Below are 19298 nucleotides of genomic sequence, written 5' to 3' on the forward strand. Positions count from 1 at the left end.
CCTTCGCGGTAAACGTTGCATTCCGCGGAGCGAGGGCGGAAGGATCGAGGAATGGCCGCATCCCCCCTCGAGCCGCTCGACCCGGCATCCCTCCCTCCGCGCGTCGATGTGAGCGACAACGCCGCCGCCCTCGCCGCCGTCCAGGCGGTCGTCGACGCGGGCCCGTACTCGGCGACGTGGGAGTCGCTCGGCGCGTACGAACCGCCGCGCTGGTACCGCGACGCGAAGTTCGGGATCTTCGTGCACTGGGGCATCCCGTCTGTGCCCGCCCAGGGCGAGTGGTACTCGCGCACGATGTACCTCGAAGCCGACGGCGCCTTCGCGCACCACCGCGAGACCTACGGCCCGCACGACGAGTTCGGGTACAAGGACTTCATCCCGTCGTTCACGATGGAGCGCTACGACCCCGCCGAGTGGGCGGAGCTGTTCCGCCGCGCGGGCGCCCAGTTCGTCGTGCCCGTGGCGGAGCACCATGACGGCTTCACGATGTACGACACGGCGCGTTCGCGGTGGAGTGCGACGCAGATGGGCCCCCGCCGCGATGTGTTCGGCGACCTGATGACGGCCGTCGACGACACGTGGATGGTGCGCGGGGCGTCCTCGCACCGGGCGGAGCACTGGTTCTTCATGAACGGCGGGATGCGGTTCGACTCCGACGTCCGGGACGCGCGGTTCTCCGACTTCTACGGTCCCGCGCAGCGCGAGGAGACCGCCCCGAACGAGCTGTTCCTGGAGGACTGGCTGCTGCGGACGGTCGAGATCATCGACCGGTATCGGCCGCAGGTGCTGTGGTTCGACTGGTGGCTCGAGCAGCCCGCGTTCGAGCCGTACATCCGGCAGCTCGCGGCGTACTACTACAACCGCGGCCACGAGTGGGGCCGTGGCGTCGTCATCAACTACAAGTGGACCGCGTTCGCCGAGGGCAGCGCCGTCTACGACATCGAACGCGGCGCGATGAGCGGCATCCGTCCCGACGTCTGGCAGAACGACACCTCCGTCGGCAAGACGTCGTGGGGCTGGATCGAGGACCACGACTACAAGACCCTCGACGACCTCGTCGGGGAGCTCGTGGACGTCGTGGCGAAGAACGGCAACCTGCTGCTGAACATCGGGCCGAAGGCCGACGGGACGATCGCCGAACCCGAGCGGGCGCTGCTCGAGGGCATCGGCGACTGGCTGACGGTCAACGGTGAGGCGATCTTCGGCTCGCGTCCGTGGCTCATTCCCGGCGAGGGGCCGACCGAGGTGGTCGCGGGGTCGATGATCGACGACGGCTTCGCGCCGTTCACGTCGGCGGACGTGCGCTTCACGACGCGCACCGACGTCACGGGCGACTACGTCTACGCGGTCGTGCTGCGGTGGCCGGAGGACGGCGTGGCGACGATTCGCTCGTGGGGTCGCGGGAGCGGGTTGCTGGGTCACCGGATCGCCGAGCTGACCGTGCTCGGCGCCGGTGCCGTCGAGTGGTCGCAGGACGTCGATGCGCTCCGGGTCACGCTGCCCGAGACCGCGCCGTCCGAGGTCGGGGTGATCGTGAAGGTGTGGCTCGCGCCCGAGCCCGTGCCGGCGCGCAAGGACTTCCTGCACGGCTGAGCGGCTGCGCCCGCCGCGATACGCTCGACGCCGGAGGAATCATGACCGACCCGAACGCCCAGCTGCAGATCCTGCGATCCAGCATCGACAACATCGATGCGGCCCTCGTCTTCATGCTCGCCGAGCGATTCCGCTGCACGAAGCAGGTCGGCGTCCTCAAGGCGGAGCACGGGATGCCTGCATCCGACCCGTCCCGCGAGGAGCAGCAGACCGCGCGCCTGCGTCGTCTCGCTCTCGAGGCGGACCTCGACCCCGAGTTCGCCGAGAAATGGTTCAACTTCGTCGTGGCCGAGGTCATCCGTCACCACACCGAGGCCGCCGAGGAGCGCTGAGCCCGGTCTGTGCTCCGCAGGCATTCGCGGATGCGATGGATGTGCGGCGACACGCCGACGGTGCAGCGGATGCCGCGGCGAGGCGCGCGGCATCCGTTGCATCCCGTGACGCATCGGCGTCGTCAGAACGCGGTGTCGGCGAAGTCGAGCTTGGTGATCCGGCCGCTGTCGTCGGTCCAGAACTGATACTCGAGCGCCACCACGCCGCCGGGGAAGTCCCCTTGGAGCCGGTACGACGCGCCGACCATGTCGTCGACCTCACGGGCGCCGAGGAACGTGACGGTCGTCGTGAAGAGGTCGATCGTCTCGTCGACCCAGGTGTCGATCTCCGCCCGCCCGCGGTGCGTGCGGCCTTCGTCCGACACCACCGCATCCTCGGTGAACAGCGCCTTCACCCCGCCCGCGTCGTGCGCCTGCCAGGCGTCCACGAACCCCCGCGCCGCGGTGGGCAGTTCCTGCATCTGGAGTGTCTTGCTCATGATGTCCATCCCTTCATCCACAAGTCGCCTCGTGGTCTGTGTGTGAATTACCGTCCCACAGGACAGTAATACCAAGAACTGTCGCTCGGGACAATAAATTCCCCTCCGCGCCGCTAGAGTTCTGGCGTGGCACAGACACCCGACCCGGACTCACGCCGGCCCCGCACGGCCGATGACTTCCCGTACCGCTCCGATCTGCTGGCGAACCTCAGCGCGCTGATCCTGCTGTGGGACTCGCCCGCTTTCCAGGGCAAGGTGCTCGCCCAGACAGGGGAGAGCATCGATCAGCAGTCGCACGCGACGCTGCGGCACCTCCTGGCCTGGGGGCCGATGCGCCCGACCGCGCTGTCCGAGGTGCTCGGCACCGGGGCGTCGCACGTGAGCAAGATCATCCGCCGTCTCGAGGCTGCCGGCTGGGTCACCCGGTCGACGGACCCCGCCGACGGTCGGGCGACCCTGATCACCCTGACCGAGGCCGGCGAGGCGGCCGCGCACGGTGTCTACGCCCTCGGAGACCGCATGATCGCGGAGGTCCTCGAGGGGTGGTCCCACGAGGACGTCCGCGAGTACACGGCGCTCACCGCCCGTTTCGTCACCGATGCGATCGCATCGGCGGAGCGGATGCTGGAGCGAGGCCTGCTGCCCGCCCGGGACTGACCTCCCTCCCGAATTCATGTCTCACAGGACAGTAGTTGTGTTACTGTCCTGCAGGACATGAAAGAACGAGAGATGGGAAGACGCATGTCGAACACGGATCGCGAACGCCTCGACGGGCGCCGCGCACTGGTCACCGGCGGCACGAAGGGTACCGGCGCAGCCGTCGCCGCGAGACTGCGCGAACTCGGTGCCGATGTCTACGTCACGGCACGGTCGATGCCGGAGGGGTATGCCCACCCCGACCGGTTCGTCGCCGCCGACACCGCGACGGCCGACGGCACCGACCGGGTGGCCGCGGCCCTGACCGAGGCCGGAGGTGCCGAGATCATCGTGCACGTCGTCGGCGGGTCCTCGACGCCTCCCGGCGGTTTCGCCGCCGCGGATGACGCGCAGTGGATCGCCGAGCTCCAGCTGAACCTGCTGGGCGCGGTGCGGATCGACCGCGCGCTGATCCCGGCGATGCTCGAGAAGGGTTCGGGAGTCGTCGTGCACGTGACGTCGATCCAGCGTGAGCAGCCGCTCCACGAGGCGACCCTGCCCTACGCCGCCGCGAAGGCGGCACTGCGGACCTACAGCAAGGGCCTCGCGAACGAGGTCGGCCCCCGGGGTGTGCGGGTGAACGCTGTCAGCCCCGGCGGCATCCGCACCGCGGGGTACGAGGTCTTCGCGGACCGCATCGCCGAGGCGAACGGGATCACGCGGGACGAGGCGAAGCAGCGGGTCATGGATTCGCTCGGGGGCGTCCCGCTCGGACGCTTCGCCGAGGTCGAGGAGGTGGCGGACCTCATCGGATACCTCGTGTCGGACCGGGCGTCCGCCATCCTCGGCGCCGAGTACGTCGTCGACGGCGGGACGGTGCGCACGGTCTGACGTCCCGTCAGCGGATGCAATGGATCCGCGGCGACACGCCGACCCAGCGACGGATGCCGCGGCGCGGCGCGCGGCATCCGTTGCATCCCATGACAGGCGGCGTCAGACCGGCCGCACCCGCAGCCAACGGAACCCGTGCGCCGGCAGCTCGAGCCCGCCCGACAGGTCGACGCCATCGCCGGTGACGACGTCGGTGGCGTCGGCGCGGAACCCCGACAGCGTCTGCGCGTCGATCGTCACCGCGTCGTCGCCGACGTTCGCGAGCACGAGCACGACGCCCCCACCGATGCGCTGGAAACCGACGACAGACAGATGCGGGGTGTGGAACGGCGTCAGCGGGATGTCGGCAAACTCCGGCGTCCGCCGACGCGCCTCGATCAGCGCTGTCAGGCGTGAGTGGATGCGGCCCGCGACCGTCGACGGGTCGTGCCGCGCCGCGAAGGCGGCCGGATCGGCGGCGGGGCGGTGCACCCACCGACTGTCGTCCGCGTGCGCCGGGTCGTCCCGGTAGCTGTAGTCGTTGAGCTGGCCGAGTTCGTCACCGAGGTAGAGCAGGGGGATGCCGCCGGTCGACAGCGCGAGCGCGTGGGCGAGGATCACGCGGTCCTCGCCGCCCGGGTCACCCGCCTCGACCCCGGCCAGCGAGGCGGTCGTCCCGGTGACGCGGGCGTCGCCGGTGTTCGGGTTCTCCTGGAACGGCACCCCGCGCGAGAAGGTGCCGGGGAACCGGCCGACGTAGAAGTCGTTGAGGAACCGGCGGTGGGAGTAGCCGTCGATCCCGAGGGTCGCGGCATCCTCGTCGGCGAAGGTCCAGCCGATGTCGTCGTGACTGCGCACGTAGTTGACCCAGGCTGTCCCCGCGGGCAGGGCATGCCGCTCGTCGAGAGCCTTCTGCAGCAGGCGGCCGTCGCGGGTCGCGAGCGCCTCCCACCCGAGCGCCATCTGCAGCGGGTTGTACGAGAGCTGGCACTCCTCGGTCGAGATGTAGCTGATGACCTCGTCGGGGTGCACGATCGCCTCGGACTTGAACAACACCGACGGCGCACCGAGCGACAGCACCTGGTTGAAGGCGCGCAGCAGCAGGTGCGCCTCGGGCAGCGACTCGCACGTCGTGCCGAGCCGCTTCCAGATGAAGGCGACGGCGTCCATCCGCAGCACCTCCACACCCTGGTTGGCGAGGAACAGCATCTCGCCCGCCATGGCGCGGAACACCGCGGGGTTCGCATAGTTGAGGTCCCACTGGAAGTGGTAGAACGTCGCCCAGATCCAGCGTCCGTCGGGCAGCTGCACGAACGCGCCGGGGTGGTCGTCGGGGAAGATCTCGCGGACGGTCTCTTCGTACCGATCGGGCATCGTCCGGTCGGGGAAGATCAGGTAGAAGTCCTCGTACCCGGGGACGCCCGCGACGGCTTTCCGCGCCCACTCATGCTCGTTGCTCGTGTGGTTGAAGATGAAGTCGACGACGAGCGAGATCCCGGCCTCGCGCAGGTCGGCCGCGAGCTCCGCGAGGTCCGCCATCGTGCCGAGCTCCTCGTCGACGGCCCGGTAGCTCGACACCGCGTACCCGCCGTCGTTGTTCCCTTCGGGTGAGGCGAACAGCGGCATGAGGTGAAGGTAGGTGAGCCCCAGTTCCTGGAAGTAGGGGATGCGATCCCGGATGCCGCGCAGCGACCCCGCGTACCGGTCGACGTAGCAGACGCCGCCGAGCATCCTCTCCGACAGGTACCACCCCGGGTCTGCGGTCCGCCGTCGATCGAGCGCCTTCAGATCGGCGGGGCGGTCACGCCAGCTCGCAGCCGCCGACGCGACCACGGCTGCCAGCGCCTCCCGGCCGTCCTCGCGCTCGCCGTAGAGCTGGAGGAACAGGTCGTGCAGGACGGGAAGCGCCTCTTCGAGTCGCGCCGTGAACTCCGCGTCCGCTCCGCCCAGTTCTTCCGCGACGGCCACCCGGACGGCGTCGAGATCGTTGGTCGGATCGGGGCTCAGACGTGCCATGGTGCTCCCAGCGTCGGGTCGGTGATCCGCATCGTAGCGCGGCCGGGGACCGTCGATACGATCCCCGGCCGCGCCGGTGGCCGGTCTCTGCTCAGGCGATCGCGCGGCGTAGCATCCCGTACGACAGAGCGGCGAGGAGCGCGCCGACCAGGACCATGACGCCGGTCAGTGCGATGGGGGTCAGCGACCCGAAGAATCCGAACACGTCGCCCCATGCCCGCAGCTGCCCGATCAGCCACATGGCGCCGATGAGGACGAAGCCCAGCGAGACGAGGACGATCGTGAGCACCAGGTTGCCCCAGCGCTTGTAGACGGTCGCGCCGCAGAATCCGACCACGAAGAACAGCATCGCGAGGATGAAGAAGAACAGTCCTGCGACGACCGGCCCCTGCGACCACACCCACGGCAGGTAGAACATGTACCCGCCGATTCCCCACCCGCCGGTCGCCTGCTCGATGAGTCCGCCCACGATGAACAGCGCGGCCAGGACGACAGCGGTCAGCGCGGCCGTCAGGAGGGTGCCGACGTAGAACTCGCGCCGCGTCACGCTCATCGCCTGCGAGAACGGAAAGGTCAGGGTCAGCGCCTGCACACCGACGACGCCGAAGTACCACAGGGGTGCCTGGGCGCCGCCGCCGAACATCTCCGCGTCGACCCCGTTGCTCGCGATGAGACCGAAGATGGCGAGCGTGATCACGAGCGTGCCGCCCAGCACGATCAACGGCACCCAGACATAGGTGGCGCGGTTGACCAGCTGCATGCGCACGACGTTGACGGTGCGGTTCATCGGAGTGCTCCTTCGTCGGTGGTGGCGGCGCTCTGCGTCTGCCGCACGATGAGCTGCTGCAGGGAGACGGGAGTGACGTCGAGACCGGATGCCGCGATCTCGGCACGGTCTTCTCGGCTCAGTTCGCCGATCATGGTCGCGCTGGTCACGCGGCCGAGGCTCTCGCGGTGGATGACCTCGCGGCCGGCGACGAACGCCTCGACGGCCGTCGACTCGCCGACGATCGTCGCGGCCCGCCCACGGACGGACTCGGTGTCCTCGTCCATGACGATGCGGCCGGCATCGATCACGATGACCTTCTCGAGCAGGTTCGACACCTCGTCGATCAGGTGGCTCGACAGGATGATGGTGCGCGGATGCTCCGCGTAGTCCTCGAGGAGCCGGTCGTAGAAGATCTGGCGGGCCACGGCATCCAGGCCCAGGTACGGCTCGTCGAAGAAGGTGACCTCGGCCCGCGCGGCGATGCCGATGATGACGCCGACGGCGGAGAGCTGACCGCGCGAGAGCTTCTTGATCCGCGTCTTCACGGGCAGTCGGAACTCCGCGATGAGCGTGTCGGCGAGGGCCTGGTCCCAGCGCGGGTAAAACAGGCGTGCGATGCGGAAGGCGTGCAGCGGCGTCGCGTCGTCGGGGTACTTCTGGCTCTCGCGCACGAAGCACATGCGGCTGAGCACGGCGGGGTTCTCGTAGGGCGATTCGCCGAACACATGGACCTCGCCCGCGGTCGGGAAGTTCTGCGCCGTGAGGATCGACATGACGGTGGTCTTGCCGGCGCCGTTGCGGCCGAGCAGCCCGTAGATCGAGTCGCGCTCGATGGTGAACGAGATGTCGTCCACGGCGGTGGTGTCACGGTAGCGCTTGGTGAGGTTCTTCACCTCGATGACGGCGGTCATCGTGCGGTTCCTTTCGTTCCGGATGCGGTGGCGCGCTCCGCCAGCAGGCGCGCGAGGTCGTCGGGGCCGAGGCCGAGCTTGCGGGCCTCGGTGATCAGGGGATCGAGGTAGCGATCGGCGAAGGCCGCGCGGCGTTCAGTGAGCAGGAGGTCGCGCGCGCCGTCGGCGACGAACATGCCGATGCCGCGTCGCTTGACCAGCACTCCCTTGTCCGTGAGCATCGTGATCCCCTTCGCTGCGGTGGCCGGGTTGATGCGATGGAAGGCGGCGAGCTCGTTCGTCGACGGTGCCTGGTCCTGTTCGGACAGGCTGCCGTCGATGATCGAGTCCTCGATGCTCTCCGCGATCTGCTGGAAGAGCGGGCGTCCTTCATCGACCATTCCGACCCCGCGATGTTCGTTGGTTAGTTACATGAGTAGGTAACCATGGAACCAAGAAGGTGTCAACACTCTCGTGCGTGCGCGGATGCAAGGGATCCGCGACGACACGCCGAGAGGGAACGGATGCCGCGGCGCGGCGCGCGGCATCCGATGCATCCGCGCACGCGGCGAAGGGTGGGTGGGACTCAGGCGGACCGGACGGCCTGCCCGAGGCGGCGCACGATCTGCTCGAGGATCGGCCTCGGCGTCGCGAAGATGAGGCGGGTGAAGCCCGTTCCGGCGATCCCGCACATCGAGCCCTCGGTGAGGGTCACTCCCGCCTCGCGGGTGAAGAAGTCCGCCGGGCGGTCGCCGAGCCCGACGGCGCGGAAGTCTAGCCAGCCGACGTACGTCCCCTCGGGCTTGGGCATCCATACGCCGGGCAGCTCTTCGGCGACCAGGTCGAGGAGGGTGTCGCGGCTCTGCTCGAGGTAGGGCACGAGGTCGGCGAGCCACGGGTCGCCGTCACGGTACGCGGTCGCGTTGGCGATGGCGCCGAGATTGCTCGTGCCGTGGCCGGCGAAGGGACCGAGCCGTTCCCAGGTCTCGCGATCCGCGTCGCTCGTGAGCACGAGCTGGGCGCACTTGAGGCCAGGGAGGTTCCACGCTTTCGACGCGCTCATCGCCGTGATCGTGTGCTGCGCCGCGGCGGGCGAGACCGTCGCGTAGGGGATGTGGGTCGCGCCGCTGTAGACGAGCGGAGCCCAGATCTCGTCGGAGAAGACGCGGCCGCCGTTGCGCTCGACGACCGCGGAGATGGCGAGGAGCTCGTCCCGCGAGAACACGCGCCCCACCGGGTTGTAGGGGTTGCAGAGCAGGAGGAGGTTGCCCCCGTCGTCGAAGGCGCGCTGGAGGGCGTCGAGGTCGAACTCGTAGCGGCCGTCGCGGACGGCGAGCGGCACCTCGATCACCTCGCGCCCGCGCATCGGCGGCACGAACAGGAACGGCATGTACGACGGTGTCGGGACGATGATCTTCGAGCCCGGCGCGGAGCAGTGCTCCATGGCGAGCTCGAGACCCATGATGACGTCGGGGACCGGTTGGACGTCGGATGCCGCCACCTGCCACCCGTACCGGCGGGCGACGAACTCGGCCGTCGCCTCGGACAGGTCGGCGCTGATCCCGCGCGGCATGTAGCCGAACGCGCCGTCGTCGACCGCGCGATGGAGGGCCTCGGTGATCTTCCGATCGATCCCGAAGTCCATCTCCGCCACGAACGCGCCCAGCGTTCCGTCGGCGGCTGACCACTTCGTCGCGCCCGTCGCTCGCAGCTGTTCGATGGTCGTCGCATCCATGCGTCGTGCGAACTCGCTCATGCTGCTCCCCTTTTCCGGCCTCTCCGATTCTCGCCGATCGGGCCGAGATGATCGCCCCTGGCGCGCGCGTGATACCCACCGCCGAATGTTCATGCAACCTGATGGATCGATTTGATCCCGATCAACCATCTTCGTTACCGTCGAAGAAGGGCCTCGCGCCCTCGACGACCAGTCCGCGCCCCTTCGAACCGACATCCTGAGGTGTCGACGACGAGCGGGCGTATGGTCGGCGGTCTGGATGACGAGCCCGATGTTCGTCGTCGGAGCGCTGCACTCGAGTGACGTTTTCGCTCGTGCGGATGCCGGTGACCGCCACCCGGGCGCTACCTATGCGGACGCGTGCGCGCCCGCCGAGGGAAGCACGTGACAACTGCCGCTGTCGAAGCGAAGAACCTGTTCAAAGTCTTCGGAAGATCTCCCGCCCAGGCCGTCAAGCGCCTGCAGGCGGGAGAACGCCGGGACGCCGTCCGCGATGCGGGTACCGCTGCCGTGATCGACGCGAGCTTCCGCGTCGAGAAGGGTGAGATCTTCGTGATCATGGGCCTGTCGGGCTCGGGCAAGTCCACCATCATCCGCATGCTCAACGGGCTGCACGACGCGACCGACGGTGAGGTGCTCGTCCACGGCGAGCCGATCACCGGCATCCCGGCGGCGAAGCTCCGCGGCATCCGTCGCGAGCGCATCGCGATGGTGTTCCAGCACTTCGCCCTGCTGCCGCACCGCACGGTCGCGGCCAACGTGGCCTACCCGCTCGAGCTGCAGGGCGTCGGCAAGGCCGAGCGCCTCGCGAAGGCCGAGGAGATCCTCGCCCTCGTCGGCCTCGAGGGCTGGGGCGACAAGCTGCCGTCCGCTCTGTCGGGCGGCATGCAGCAGCGAGTCGGGATCGCCCGCGCGCTCGCCGCCGACACCGACATCCTGCTGATGGACGAGGCGTTCAGCGCGCTCGACCCGCTCATCCGCCGCGAGATGCAGGAGCAACTGCTCGAACTGCAGCAGACCCTGCAGAAGACGATCGTCTTCATCACGCACGATCTGAACGAGGCGATGTTCCTCGGCGACCGCATCGCCGTCATGCGCGACGGCCGCATCGTGCAGATCGGCACGCCCGAGGACATCCTCACCGACCCCGCCAACGACTACGTCGAGCAGTTCGTGCAGGACGTCGACCGGGCCCGCGTCCTGACCGCCGCCAACGTCATGGAGCGCCCCGGCTCGGTCTCGGTGACCGAGGCGGCAGGACCGCGAACGGCGCTGCGCACCATGCGCGACGCCCGGATGGCCGCTGTCTACGTCACCGACCGCAGCCGGAAGCTCCTGGGCATGCTCACCGACCGCGACGCGCTCAAGCTCGTGCGCCGCGGCGAGACGACGATCTCCGCGCTGCTCCGGCCGGTGCCGCAGGCCGTCCATCAGGACGACGTCCTGATGGATCTGTTCGTCCCCGCTGCAGAGTCGCCGCTGCCGCTGGCGGTGACGGATGCCGAGGGTCGCCTCGTCGGCGTCATCCCGCGCATCACGCTGCTCACCGCCCTCGGCCCGTCGACGACCGAGACGACCGAGATCCCCGTCGTCCTCGATCCGGTGCCGGGCGCCGAGATCGACGAGGCGCTCGCTGTCGGAGCTCCGGCGTCCGAGAAGGAGGAGGTGCGCTGATGGGTGACTTCCGCATCCCCCTCGGCGAGTGGGCCGAGACCGGCGTCGCCTGGATCCGCGACACCCTCGGGTGGCTGCTGTCGGGCGTCTCGGCGGTCGTCGGCTGGTTCGTCGACGCGCTGGCGAACGCGCTACTCTCCCTCCCGATCGTCGCCGTGATCGTCCTGTTCGCCGCCCTCGCCTGGCTGCTGCGCTCGTGGCGCTTCGCGCTCGTCACGGTGATCGGCTTCGCCCTGATCCTCGGCGTGGGTCAGTGGGTGACCTCGATGCAGACGCTCGCGCTCGTGCTCGTCGCAGCGATCATCGCGGTCGTCATCGCCGTCCCCCTCGGCATCGCGGCGGCGCGCAACGACACGTTCAGCGCGATCCTGCGCCCCGTGCTCGACCTCATGCAGAGCATGCCGGCGTTCGTCTACCTGATCCCCGCGATCGTCTTCTTCAGCATCGGCGTCGTTCCGGGTGTCGTCGCGACGGTCATCTTCGCGCTGCCTCCGGGCGTGCGGCTCACCGAGCTCGGCATCCGCGGCGTCGACAGCGAGACCGTCGAAGCCGGTCACGCCTTCGGTGCCACACCGGGGCAGATCCTGCGCGGGGTGCAGCTGCCGCTCGCCATGCCGAGCATCATGGCGGGCGTCAACCAGTTGATCATGCTCGCCCTGTCGATGGCGGTCATCGCGGGCATCGCCGGCGCCGACGGTCTCGGCAAGGAGATCGTCCAGGCGATGTCCACCGTCGACATCGCGAAGGGCGTCGAGGCTGGCCTCAGCGTCGTGATCCTCGCCGTCTACCTCGACCGCCTCACCGGCGCCCTCGGCGCGCTGAAGGAGCAGCGCGGCTCACTGCTCGGCGCGCTCGCGCGCCGCCGCGGCCCCAAGGACGCGCGTCCGGCCTCCGCGCCGGAGCCGGTCCCCGCAACCGCCTGACCCCTCCCTGACCTGCACGATACGGAACCAGCAATCACATACGGAAGGCATTCATGAACAAGCGACACCTGACCGGCATCCTCGCGATCGGGGCGGCGGCATCCCTCGCCCTCGCCGGCTGTGCGACGGGCAACGACGTCGCCGGCGGCTCGAGCTCCGGCGGCTCGGACGGCGGCGACGCCTCCCTCGGGACGATCACGCTCGGCTACCTGCCGTCGTGGACCGACGGCCTCAGCACGGCGTACCTGCTGCAGGACCAGCTCGAGAAGATTGGCTACACAGTCAAGATGCAGGAGCTCACCGAGGCCGGCCCGCTGTACGCCGGTCTCGCGCAGGGCGACGTCGACATCTACCCGTCGGCCTGGCCCGAGCTCACCCACAAGTCCTACATGGACCAGTACGGCGACAAGATCGATGACCTCGGCGAGTATTACGGCGGCGCGAAGCTCACGATCGCCGTGCCCGAGTACGTCGACATCGACTCCATCGAGGACCTGAAGGACAACGCCGACCGCTTCGGCGGCAAGATCTACGGCATCGAGCCGGGCGCCGGTCTGACCAAGCAGACGCAGGAGTCGATGATCCCCGAGTACGGTCTCGGCGACAGCTACCAGCTCGTCACCTCGTCCACGGCGGCGATGCTGACCGAGCTCGACAGCGCCGAGGCGGCGCAGCGCGACATCGTCGTGACCTCATGGCGGCCGTTCTGGGCCAACGACCGGTACGGCCTGAAGGACCTCGAGGACCCGAAGGGCGCGATGGGTGACGCCGAGGCGCTGCACTTCCTCGGCACCGACGGTTTCGCCGAGGAGTACCCGGAGGCCGCGGAGTACATCGCCGGCATCGCCCTCGACGACGAGCAGTACGCCTCCCTCGAGGACATGGTCGTCAACGAGTACGGCGAGGGCAAGGAAGCTGAGGCGGTCGACGCCTGGCTCGAGGCGAACCCCGACGCCTACGACACGATCGTCACCGACTGATCCGTCAGTGACCTCCTGGGGATCCGGCTGCGGCCGGGTCCCCTTCGTCGTTCAGGCCGTGGGCGGCTCGGTCGATGGCCTCTCCGTCAGTGGTTGCGCGACCTTCTTCTCGAGCACCTCGACGGCGTCGTCCGACAGGGCGATGAGGCCGTCGATCTCCTCGCGCACGCGCTGGTAGGCGAGGTGCCGCTCGGCGGGGGTCGCGGCCTCGTCGGTCGCGACGGCGAGCATGCGGGATGCCGTGGCGAGCCGCTTGCGCTCGGCATCCGTCAATCCGGAGTCCCGCACCCGACGTGCCTCCCGCTCGGCGAGGTCGAAGGCGACCTCGAAGTCGGTGACCGCCTTGCGGTACTCCCGCACCTGCTCGGCGGAAGGCGTGACGCCGTCCGCCGGGCGCGCGCGGTCGGCGACCTTCTTGGCGCGCAGGAAGCCGGCGGTGAGAGGGTCGCGGCCGTCGCTCATCGACGGGAAGGCGATGAGCTTCGCGACGTCGAGCTCGTAGTCGAGCCAGCGGTGGGTGACCTCGTCGTGCACGGCACGCAGGTCGTCGAGCTGATCGACGAGCGACTGCGACGGCGCCTCGACCTCGGCTGCGGAGGCCGAGCCGATTCCCCGCTTGGCTGCGGCGCGAGCGGCGGTGAGCTCGGCTTTCGCCTTCATGATCTCCAGGCGCTGCTTGTGCCTACGCTTCGAGGCGGACGCCCACGAGCCGCTTGCGGCCGAGGCGAGACCGAAGAGCGGGAACACGAGCCACCAGTAGTTGCCGGCGAAGGCCCAGAATCCGTCCACCCGCTACACCTTACGTGCGGGGTCGATCGTCACGACCGCCGCGCCGCGACCGGTAGGCGTCGAGAGCGGATGCCGCGCCCTCCGCCGCACGAGTGATGCCGTCGACCGACCGCGCGATCGCCTCACCCGCGATGACCGTCCACACGGGCGCGGCGGGAGCGTCGGACGGAGCGTCGGCGGGCCGGTGACCGGCACGGCGCCAGGCCTCCTGCTCGGCGGCGGCGAAGGCACGGCCGACGTCGTCGACGGCCGCGCGGTAGGTCGTGAACTGCTCGGGGGTCAGCTTCGCCGTGGGGGATGCCGGGCGGTGCTCGCGGGCGACGCCCTCGAGGCGCAGGAACTCGGCCGTCGCAGGGACGCGCACGTCACTCAGGGCGGGGAAGGCGAGGCGGCGGGCGGCATCCGTCTCGTACTCCATCCAGCGTGCGGCGATCGCATCGTGGGCGGCCATGAGACGCGCGAGGGGGAGGTGCTTCGGGTCGGTGCCGCGGGCGGGGACGGCGGCGCGCTCGGCGCTCACCCGGGCACGGGCGACGCGGATCGTCGCGGTCGCTGCGGCTCTGGCCCGTTGAGCGGTCTCGAGCGCGCGACGCGCGGTGCGCACGTCGTCGGGCCGCGCACGACCGGCGGCACGCTCGGCTTCGGCGCGGACGAGCTCGGCCTGCGCGACGCGCGCCGCGGCGCGCGCGCCCACCGCCTCGGAGCGCGCCTGCTGGAGTTCGCGCTGCGCGGCGGTCAGGCCGAGTCGTCGTGCACGGGTGCTCCGGCCGCGTCGCACCCCGAGGACGCTGGCCGCGCCGGCGCCGACCGCGGCGGGAGCGACCCACCAGAACTCCGCCACCGCGGCCCCGATCGCGACGATCCAGAGCTGCATGCCGCCATGCTAGCCGCGCGGGGTGACAGCGCTCTCAGCTGCCGACCACCCGCGCACCCGAGAACCGGGTGACCACACCGGGGTGCCCGGCCGGCATCGCGAGCACGGAGTCGGGTGCGCGATCCGCGAGACCGGGGAAACCGGCATCCGCCAGCAGACCGTCGTCGAGGCGGTCGACCTCCGCTCGCACGAGCGGCCATGGCTCGTGTTCGTTCGCGGCCCAGATCGTTCGTCCGAGGTGCCGCTCGTGGAAGCCCCACCGCGCCGTGAGGAACCGGCTCAGGTCGTCGTCGACGGCCTCCGCTCCGGGGATGACCCGGATGCGGGTGCGCACCCGATCGCCGAACCCCGGATGACGTCGCGACGCGTACTCGATCGCATCTCCCTCCGTGCGCGCCGCGGCCTTCGCCCACCGGTACGGCAGTCCGAAGACGGCCCGTGCGCCCAGCACCGGCAGCAGGTGCTCGGCCTCGAGCGTCTGGAAGACGACGCCGCGGCGGCCGGCGGCATCCTTCGCGTACGTACGGACGTTGATCTCAACGAAACGACCCACGAAGGGTACCGGCGGCAGCGGGAGGAAGCGGAACTCGCTGAGGACGAACGGGATGAGGCCCACCCAGGCCGACCCGTCGAAGACGTCGGGCTCGGTCCCCTTCGGCAACAGCGGCGCGACCTGCGACGGATGGACGCGCCAGTGCAGGAAGCACGCGCCGCTCCAGCGCTGCTGCAGCACCGCGCGACCCGGCAGGGCAGGCGCGGTGGCGTCCATGACCCGGGTCAGCCGAACAGGAGCGTGAGGACGGTCGCCCCACCGCCCACGAGCACCATCGAGACGATCACGGTCCACGCGATCACCTTCGTCCGGGCGCGCTTGCGCCCGACGAACTCGGCGTACTCCGGGTCGTCGCTCACGCGGGAACCTCGTCGACGACGGGTCCGAACGCGGCGGGGAGCGTCGCCTTCGCGACTCGACGCAGCTCGGGAACCGCAATCGAGAAGACGTCCTGGATCTCGAGCGTGGACTGCTCACCCTCGGGTGCGGAGTCGGTCACGCCGATGCGGAGGACGGGGTACCCGCGTCCCTCGCACAGACCGCGGAACTTCACGTCCTCCTCGCGCGGCACCGACACGATGACGCGGCCGGTCGACTCGCTGAAGAGGGCGGTCGCGGCATCCACTCCGTCGCGCTCCATGATCTCGCGCAGCCAGACCCGGGCGCCGACGCCGAACCGGGTCGTCGCCTCGGCCAGAGCCTGCGCGAGGCCGCCGGAGGAGAGGTCGTGCGCGCTGGAGACGAGCATCTCGTCGCGCGCGGCCTGCAGCAGACCCGCGAGGGTCTTCTCACCGGCCAGGTCGACCTTCGGCGGCCGGCCGCCGAGGTGGTTGTGGACGGTGTCGGCCCACGCCGAGCCGTCGAGCTCGGTCGAGGTCGTGCCGAGGAGGTAGATGTTCTCGCCGGCATCCTGCCAGCCGCTGGGGATGCGGCGGGCGACGTCGTCGATGATGCCCAGCACACCGACCACCGGGGTCGGGAAGATGGGCTGGTCGCCGGTCTGGTTGTAGAAGCTGACGTTGCCGCCGGTCACGGGGACGCCCAGCTCGAAGCACGCGTCGGCGAGACCGTCGACGGCCTGCCCGAACTGCCACATGACCTCGGGGTTCTCGGGGCTGCCGAAGTTGAGGCAGTCCGTGACCGCGGTGGGCTCGGCGCCGGTGACGGCGACGTTGCGGTACGCCTCGGCGAGGGCGAGCTGCGCACCCGCGTACGGGTCGAGCTGGCAGTAGCGGCCGTTGCAGTCGGTCGCGATGGCGAAGCCGAGGCCGGATTCCTCGTCGACGCGGATCATGCCGGCGTCGTCGGGGAAGCTGAGGGCCGTGTTGCCCATGACGTAGTAGTCGTACTGGTTGGTGACCCACGAGGTGTCGGCGAGGTTCGGGCTGCCGAGCAGCTTCAGGAACTGCTCGCGCAGGACTCCCGGGTCGTCGCTGCGCTCGAGGTGCGCGGCGGAGTCGTCGCGGAGCGCGTCGATCCACGTCGGGTAGGCGACGGGACGCTCGTAGACGGGGCCGTCGACTGCGACGGTCGAGGGGTCGACGTCGACGATCTGCTCGCCGTGCCAGAAGATCTGCAGGCGGCCGTCGCCGGTGACCTCGCCGAGGACGCTCGTCTCGACATCCCACTTCTGCACGACGGCGAGGAAGGCGTCGAGCTTCTCGGGAGCGACGATCGCCATCATGCGCTCCTGGCTCTCGCTCATGAGGATCTCCTCGGGCGTGAGCGACGGGTCGCGCAGCAGCACCTTCTCGAGGTCGACCTTCATGCCCGATCCGCCGTTGGCGGCGAGCTCACTCGTGGCGCACGAGATGCCCGCGGCGCCGAGGTCCTGGATCGCCTCGACGAGCTCACCCTGGTAGAGCTCGAGGCAGCACTCGATGAGCACCTTCTCGGCGAAGGGGTCGCCGACCTGCACGGCGGGACGCTTGGTCGGGCCGCCGTCGGCGAAGGTGTCGGATGCCAGGATCGAGGCGCCGCCGATGCCGTCGCCGCCCGTGCGGGCGCCGAACAGGACGACCTTGTTGCCGGCGCCGGTGGCGTTGGCGAGCTTGATGTCCTCGTGGCGGAGGACGCCGACCGCGAGCGCGTTGACGAGCGGATTGCCCTGGTAGACCTTGTCGAAGACGGTCTCGCCGCCGATGTTGGGGAGCCCGAGGCAGTTGGCGTAGAAGCTGATGCCGCTGACGACGCCGTGGACCACGCGGGCGGTGTCGGGGTCGTCGATGTCACCGAATCGCAGCTGGTCCATGACGGCGACGGGGCGCGCGCCCATCGAGATGATGTCGCGGACGATGCCACCGACGCCGGTCGCGGCGCCCTGGAACGGCTCGATGTAGCTGGGGTGGTTGTGGGACTCGACCTTGAAGGTGACGGCCCAGCCTTCGCCGACGTCGACGACGCCGGCGTTCTGGCCCATGCCGACCATGAGCCGCTCCTTCATCTCGTCCGAGACCTTCTGACCGAAGCGGCGCAGGTAGATCTTCGAGGACTTGTAGGAGCAGTGCTCGCTCCACATGACGGAGTACATCGCCAGCTCGCCCGAGGTGGGGCGGCGGCCGAGGATCTCGCGGATGCGGTCGTACTCGTCGGGCTTGAGGCCGAGCGCCGCGTACGGCTGCTCCTTCTCCGGCGTGGCGACGGCGTTCTCAACAGTGTCTGCGACGGGGGTGCTCACGCGGCTGGGCTCCAAGACTCGGGATGCCGGGGGACGCCCCCATCCTATCGGCGGCATCGTGTGCGGATGGGTCCCCGGGCGGTACGCTGGCGCCGTCAGCTCGGCGCGCACTCCTGGGGGAACACATGTCGACAGCAACCCGTCGTGGGCGCCTTCCCGCCGCTGCGGCCGCGGGGGTCATCCTCCTCGTGGCCACACCGATGCTCGCGGGATGTGCGGAGGTGATGTACGGGGTCGCTCGCGGGATGATGCAGGCTCAGAACGGCCCGGTCATCCCCCCGGCGGACGACGATCCGTCGACGCACCTGCAGGCCAGCCTGGACGCGCTCGATGTGGGCGACTGCTACGACATCCCCGAGCTCGACGAGTCGGCGCCCTCGTGGAGCTCGGCGGTCTACCCGGTGCCCTGCGACGAGCCCCACATGTACGAGCTGTACGCGGACATCGTTCTGCCGGAGTCGCGGTTCCCGGCGGACGAGTTCCCCGACAACGAGTATCCCGGTGAAGAAGACGTCTGGTCGGCGGCGGACGAGGTCTGCTACCCGGCCTTCGAGGCCTATGTCGGTGAGGCGTACGAGGACTCGCCGCTCGAATTCTGGTACTACACGCCCGCCGAGCAGTCATGGCGTCGCGGCGACCGCCAGGTCCTGTGCGTCCTCGGCCACGAGGAGGAGATGGTCACGGGCAGCGCCGAGGGCAGCGGAGCGAAGACATCATGAGGCGATCTTCGGTTGCCGGTGGTGCGGGGCTCCTGCTCGCCGTTCCGATGCTCACTGGCTGCAGCGAGGCGAGCTTCTACGAGATGTCCGGCATGGTCTATCGCGATGCCAGCGGCACGATCACGGTGGGCGGCGACCTCGACGTCTTCGAACTGGTCGCGGGGGACTGCTTCGCCGACTCCGACGGGGAGGGCGGTCCCGATGGGGAAGGGAAGGTCTCGCAGGTCCGCGCGATCCCGTGCGACGACCCGCATCCGTACGAGGTCTTCCACGTGTTCTCGTTGCCGCGGCAGCCGTACCCGGGCGACGACGCCGTCGTCCAGGCCGCGGACGAGGGCTGCTACGCCGAGTTCGAGGATTTCGTGGGGGAGCCTTTCGAGGGCTCGTCGGTCGACTTCTCGTACTTCACGCCGCTCGAGGGCGAATGGAAGGGCGGGCGCCACGACCGGATGGTGCAGTGCTTCGTCGTTCCCGGCCAGGATGTGACCGGGACACTGGCCGACAGCGGGCGTGAAGCGTCCTAAGCCCCCGGCTCGTCCGTCTCGCTCGGGTCGGAGTCGATGACGCCGATGCCGACGGCGTGGTGGCTGGGCTCCTCGTCCTGCTGAGGCGGCGCCTTCGGCTCCTCGCCGGGCTCCTTGGCGACGCTGGGCTCTTCGAGCTCGTCGGTGTCCGGCATCTCCTCGGGGTCGGCGTGCTCCGCGCCTTCGTTCTCGGTGCCTTCGTTGTCGGCCATGACGGCTCCTTCCGTTGCTTCCACTGTGCGGGTGTGATGCCGCGGTCGCGATG

Annotated in this window: 21 protein-coding genes; 9 read left to right on the forward strand and 12 right to left on the reverse strand. The window is 69.7% G+C overall.

All coding sequences use genetic code 11. From position 1 onward, the window contains the following. The first annotated feature begins 51 nt into the window (after positions 1–51). Both M3190_RS01140 and M3190_RS01145 read left to right on the forward strand, forming a co-directional pair. Entirely contained in the window at positions 52–1593 is a 1542-nt protein-coding gene (locus M3190_RS01140) for an alpha-L-fucosidase (RefSeq protein ID WP_251577466.1), read from the forward strand. 41 nt (positions 1594–1634) lie between these two features. After that, on the forward strand, positions 1635–1925 hold the full coding sequence (locus M3190_RS01145) for a chorismate mutase (protein ID WP_251577468.1): 291 nt from the start codon (positions 1635–1637) through the stop codon (positions 1923–1925). 122 nt (positions 1926–2047) lie between these two features. Here M3190_RS01145 and M3190_RS01150 read toward each other — a convergent pair whose 3' ends face one another. Continuing rightward, positions 2048–2404 (reverse strand): nuclear transport factor 2 family protein, encoded by a 357-nt coding sequence (locus M3190_RS01150; RefSeq protein ID WP_251577470.1) that lies wholly within the window; start codon positions 2402–2404, stop codon positions 2048–2050. A gap of 126 nt (positions 2405–2530) precedes the next feature. Here M3190_RS01150 and M3190_RS01155 point away from each other — a divergent pair, with 126 nt between their 5' ends. Both M3190_RS01155 and M3190_RS01160 read left to right on the forward strand, forming a co-directional pair. Next, positions 2531–3061, forward strand: coding sequence for a MarR family winged helix-turn-helix transcriptional regulator (locus tag M3190_RS01155; protein ID WP_251577472.1), 531 nt, complete (start codon positions 2531–2533; stop codon positions 3059–3061). Between the two features lie 84 nt (positions 3062–3145). After that, positions 3146–3931, forward strand: coding sequence for an SDR family oxidoreductase (locus tag M3190_RS01160; protein ID WP_251577474.1), 786 nt, complete (start codon positions 3146–3148; stop codon positions 3929–3931). Positions 3932–4033: 102 nt separating this feature from the next. Here the strand turns inward: M3190_RS01160 and M3190_RS01165 are convergent, their stop codons facing one another. From M3190_RS01165 to M3190_RS01185, 5 genes are all read right to left on the reverse strand, one after another. After that, positions 4034–5926 carry an amylosucrase gene (locus tag M3190_RS01165; protein WP_251577476.1) on the reverse strand — a complete coding sequence of 631 codons (1893 nt, stop codon included), beginning with the start codon at positions 5924–5926 and terminating at the stop codon, positions 4034–4036. Between the two features lie 91 nt (positions 5927–6017). Further along, positions 6018–6713 (reverse strand): hypothetical protein, encoded by a 696-nt coding sequence (locus M3190_RS01170; RefSeq protein WP_251577478.1) that lies wholly within the window; start codon positions 6711–6713, stop codon positions 6018–6020. Further along, positions 6710–7606, reverse strand: coding sequence for an ABC transporter ATP-binding protein (locus M3190_RS01175; protein ID WP_251577479.1), 897 nt, complete (start codon positions 7604–7606; stop codon positions 6710–6712). The genes M3190_RS01170 and M3190_RS01175 overlap by 4 nt, the downstream gene beginning before the upstream one ends. Then, positions 7603–7986: a GntR family transcriptional regulator gene (locus M3190_RS01180; RefSeq protein WP_251577481.1), complete on the reverse strand. Its 384-nt coding sequence runs from the start codon at positions 7984–7986 to the stop codon at positions 7603–7605. Before M3190_RS01180 ends, M3190_RS01175 begins: the two co-directional genes overlap by 4 nt. Before the next feature lie 185 nt (positions 7987–8171). Then, entirely contained in the window at positions 8172–9341 is a 1170-nt protein-coding gene (locus tag M3190_RS01185; RefSeq protein WP_251577484.1) for a MalY/PatB family protein, read from the reverse strand. A gap of 363 nt (positions 9342–9704) precedes the next feature. On the opposite strand from M3190_RS01185, the gene M3190_RS01190 reads away from it, so the two are divergent. From M3190_RS01190 to M3190_RS01200, 3 genes are read left to right on the forward strand one after another with little or no spacing between them, the layout of a single operon-like run. Beyond that, positions 9705–10994: a quaternary amine ABC transporter ATP-binding protein gene (locus M3190_RS01190; RefSeq protein WP_251577486.1), complete on the forward strand. Its 1290-nt coding sequence runs from the start codon at positions 9705–9707 to the stop codon at positions 10992–10994. After that, the gene (locus M3190_RS01195; RefSeq protein WP_251577488.1) at positions 10994–11917 is read left to right on the forward strand and encodes an ABC transporter permease; all 924 of its coding nucleotides are present in this window, start codon (positions 10994–10996) and stop codon (positions 11915–11917) included. The genes M3190_RS01190 and M3190_RS01195 overlap by 1 nt, the downstream gene beginning before the upstream one ends. A 53-nt stretch (positions 11918–11970) precedes the next feature. Beyond that, positions 11971–12897, forward strand: coding sequence for a glycine betaine ABC transporter substrate-binding protein (locus tag M3190_RS01200; protein ID WP_251577490.1), 927 nt, complete (start codon positions 11971–11973; stop codon positions 12895–12897). A 51-nt stretch (positions 12898–12948) separates the two neighbouring features. On the opposite strand, the gene M3190_RS01205 is transcribed toward M3190_RS01200, so the two are convergent. From M3190_RS01205 to purL, 5 genes are read right to left on the reverse strand one after another with little or no spacing between them, the layout of a single operon-like run. Further along, complete coding sequence (locus tag M3190_RS01205; protein ID WP_308222229.1) at positions 12949–13686, reverse strand: hypothetical protein; 738 nt, start codon at positions 13684–13686, stop codon at positions 12949–12951. A 10-nt stretch (positions 13687–13696) separates the two neighbouring features. Further along, on the reverse strand, positions 13697–14560 hold the full coding sequence (locus M3190_RS01210; RefSeq protein WP_251577492.1) for a hypothetical protein: 864 nt from the start codon (positions 14558–14560) through the stop codon (positions 13697–13699). A gap of 34 nt (positions 14561–14594) precedes the next feature. Further along, positions 14595–15329 carry a YqjF family protein gene (locus M3190_RS01215; RefSeq protein WP_251577494.1) on the reverse strand — a complete coding sequence of 245 codons (735 nt, stop codon included), beginning with the start codon at positions 15327–15329 and terminating at the stop codon, positions 14595–14597. Between the two features lie 8 nt (positions 15330–15337). After that, complete coding sequence (locus tag M3190_RS15305) at positions 15338–15472, reverse strand: hypothetical protein (RefSeq protein WP_285875672.1); 135 nt, start codon at positions 15470–15472, stop codon at positions 15338–15340. Then, positions 15469–17847 (reverse strand): phosphoribosylformylglycinamidine synthase subunit PurL, encoded by a 2379-nt coding sequence (gene purL / locus M3190_RS01220; protein WP_251577496.1) that lies wholly within the window; start codon positions 17845–17847, stop codon positions 15469–15471. The genes M3190_RS15305 and purL overlap by 4 nt, the downstream gene beginning before the upstream one ends. A gap of 68 nt (positions 17848–17915) precedes the next feature. Between purL and M3190_RS01225 the strand changes: the two genes are divergently transcribed. Both M3190_RS01225 and M3190_RS01230 read left to right on the forward strand, forming a co-directional pair. Next, entirely contained in the window at positions 17916–18509 is a 594-nt protein-coding gene (locus tag M3190_RS01225) for a septum formation family protein (RefSeq protein WP_251577498.1), read from the forward strand. Then, positions 18506–19033, forward strand: a complete 528-nt coding sequence (locus M3190_RS01230) for a septum formation family protein (RefSeq protein WP_251577500.1) — start codon at positions 18506–18508, stop codon at positions 19031–19033. The genes M3190_RS01225 and M3190_RS01230 overlap by 4 nt, the downstream gene beginning before the upstream one ends. Here M3190_RS01230 and M3190_RS01235 read toward each other — a convergent pair. Continuing rightward, entirely contained in the window at positions 19030–19245 is a 216-nt protein-coding gene (locus tag M3190_RS01235; RefSeq protein ID WP_251577502.1) for a hypothetical protein, read from the reverse strand. The genes M3190_RS01230 and M3190_RS01235 overlap by 4 nt on opposite strands. Positions 19246–19298: the final 53 nt, after the last annotated feature.

This window comes from Microbacterium oleivorans (assembly GCF_023715745.1).
Classification (GTDB): Bacteria; Actinomycetota; Actinomycetes; order Actinomycetales; family Microbacteriaceae; genus Microbacterium; species Microbacterium oleivorans_D.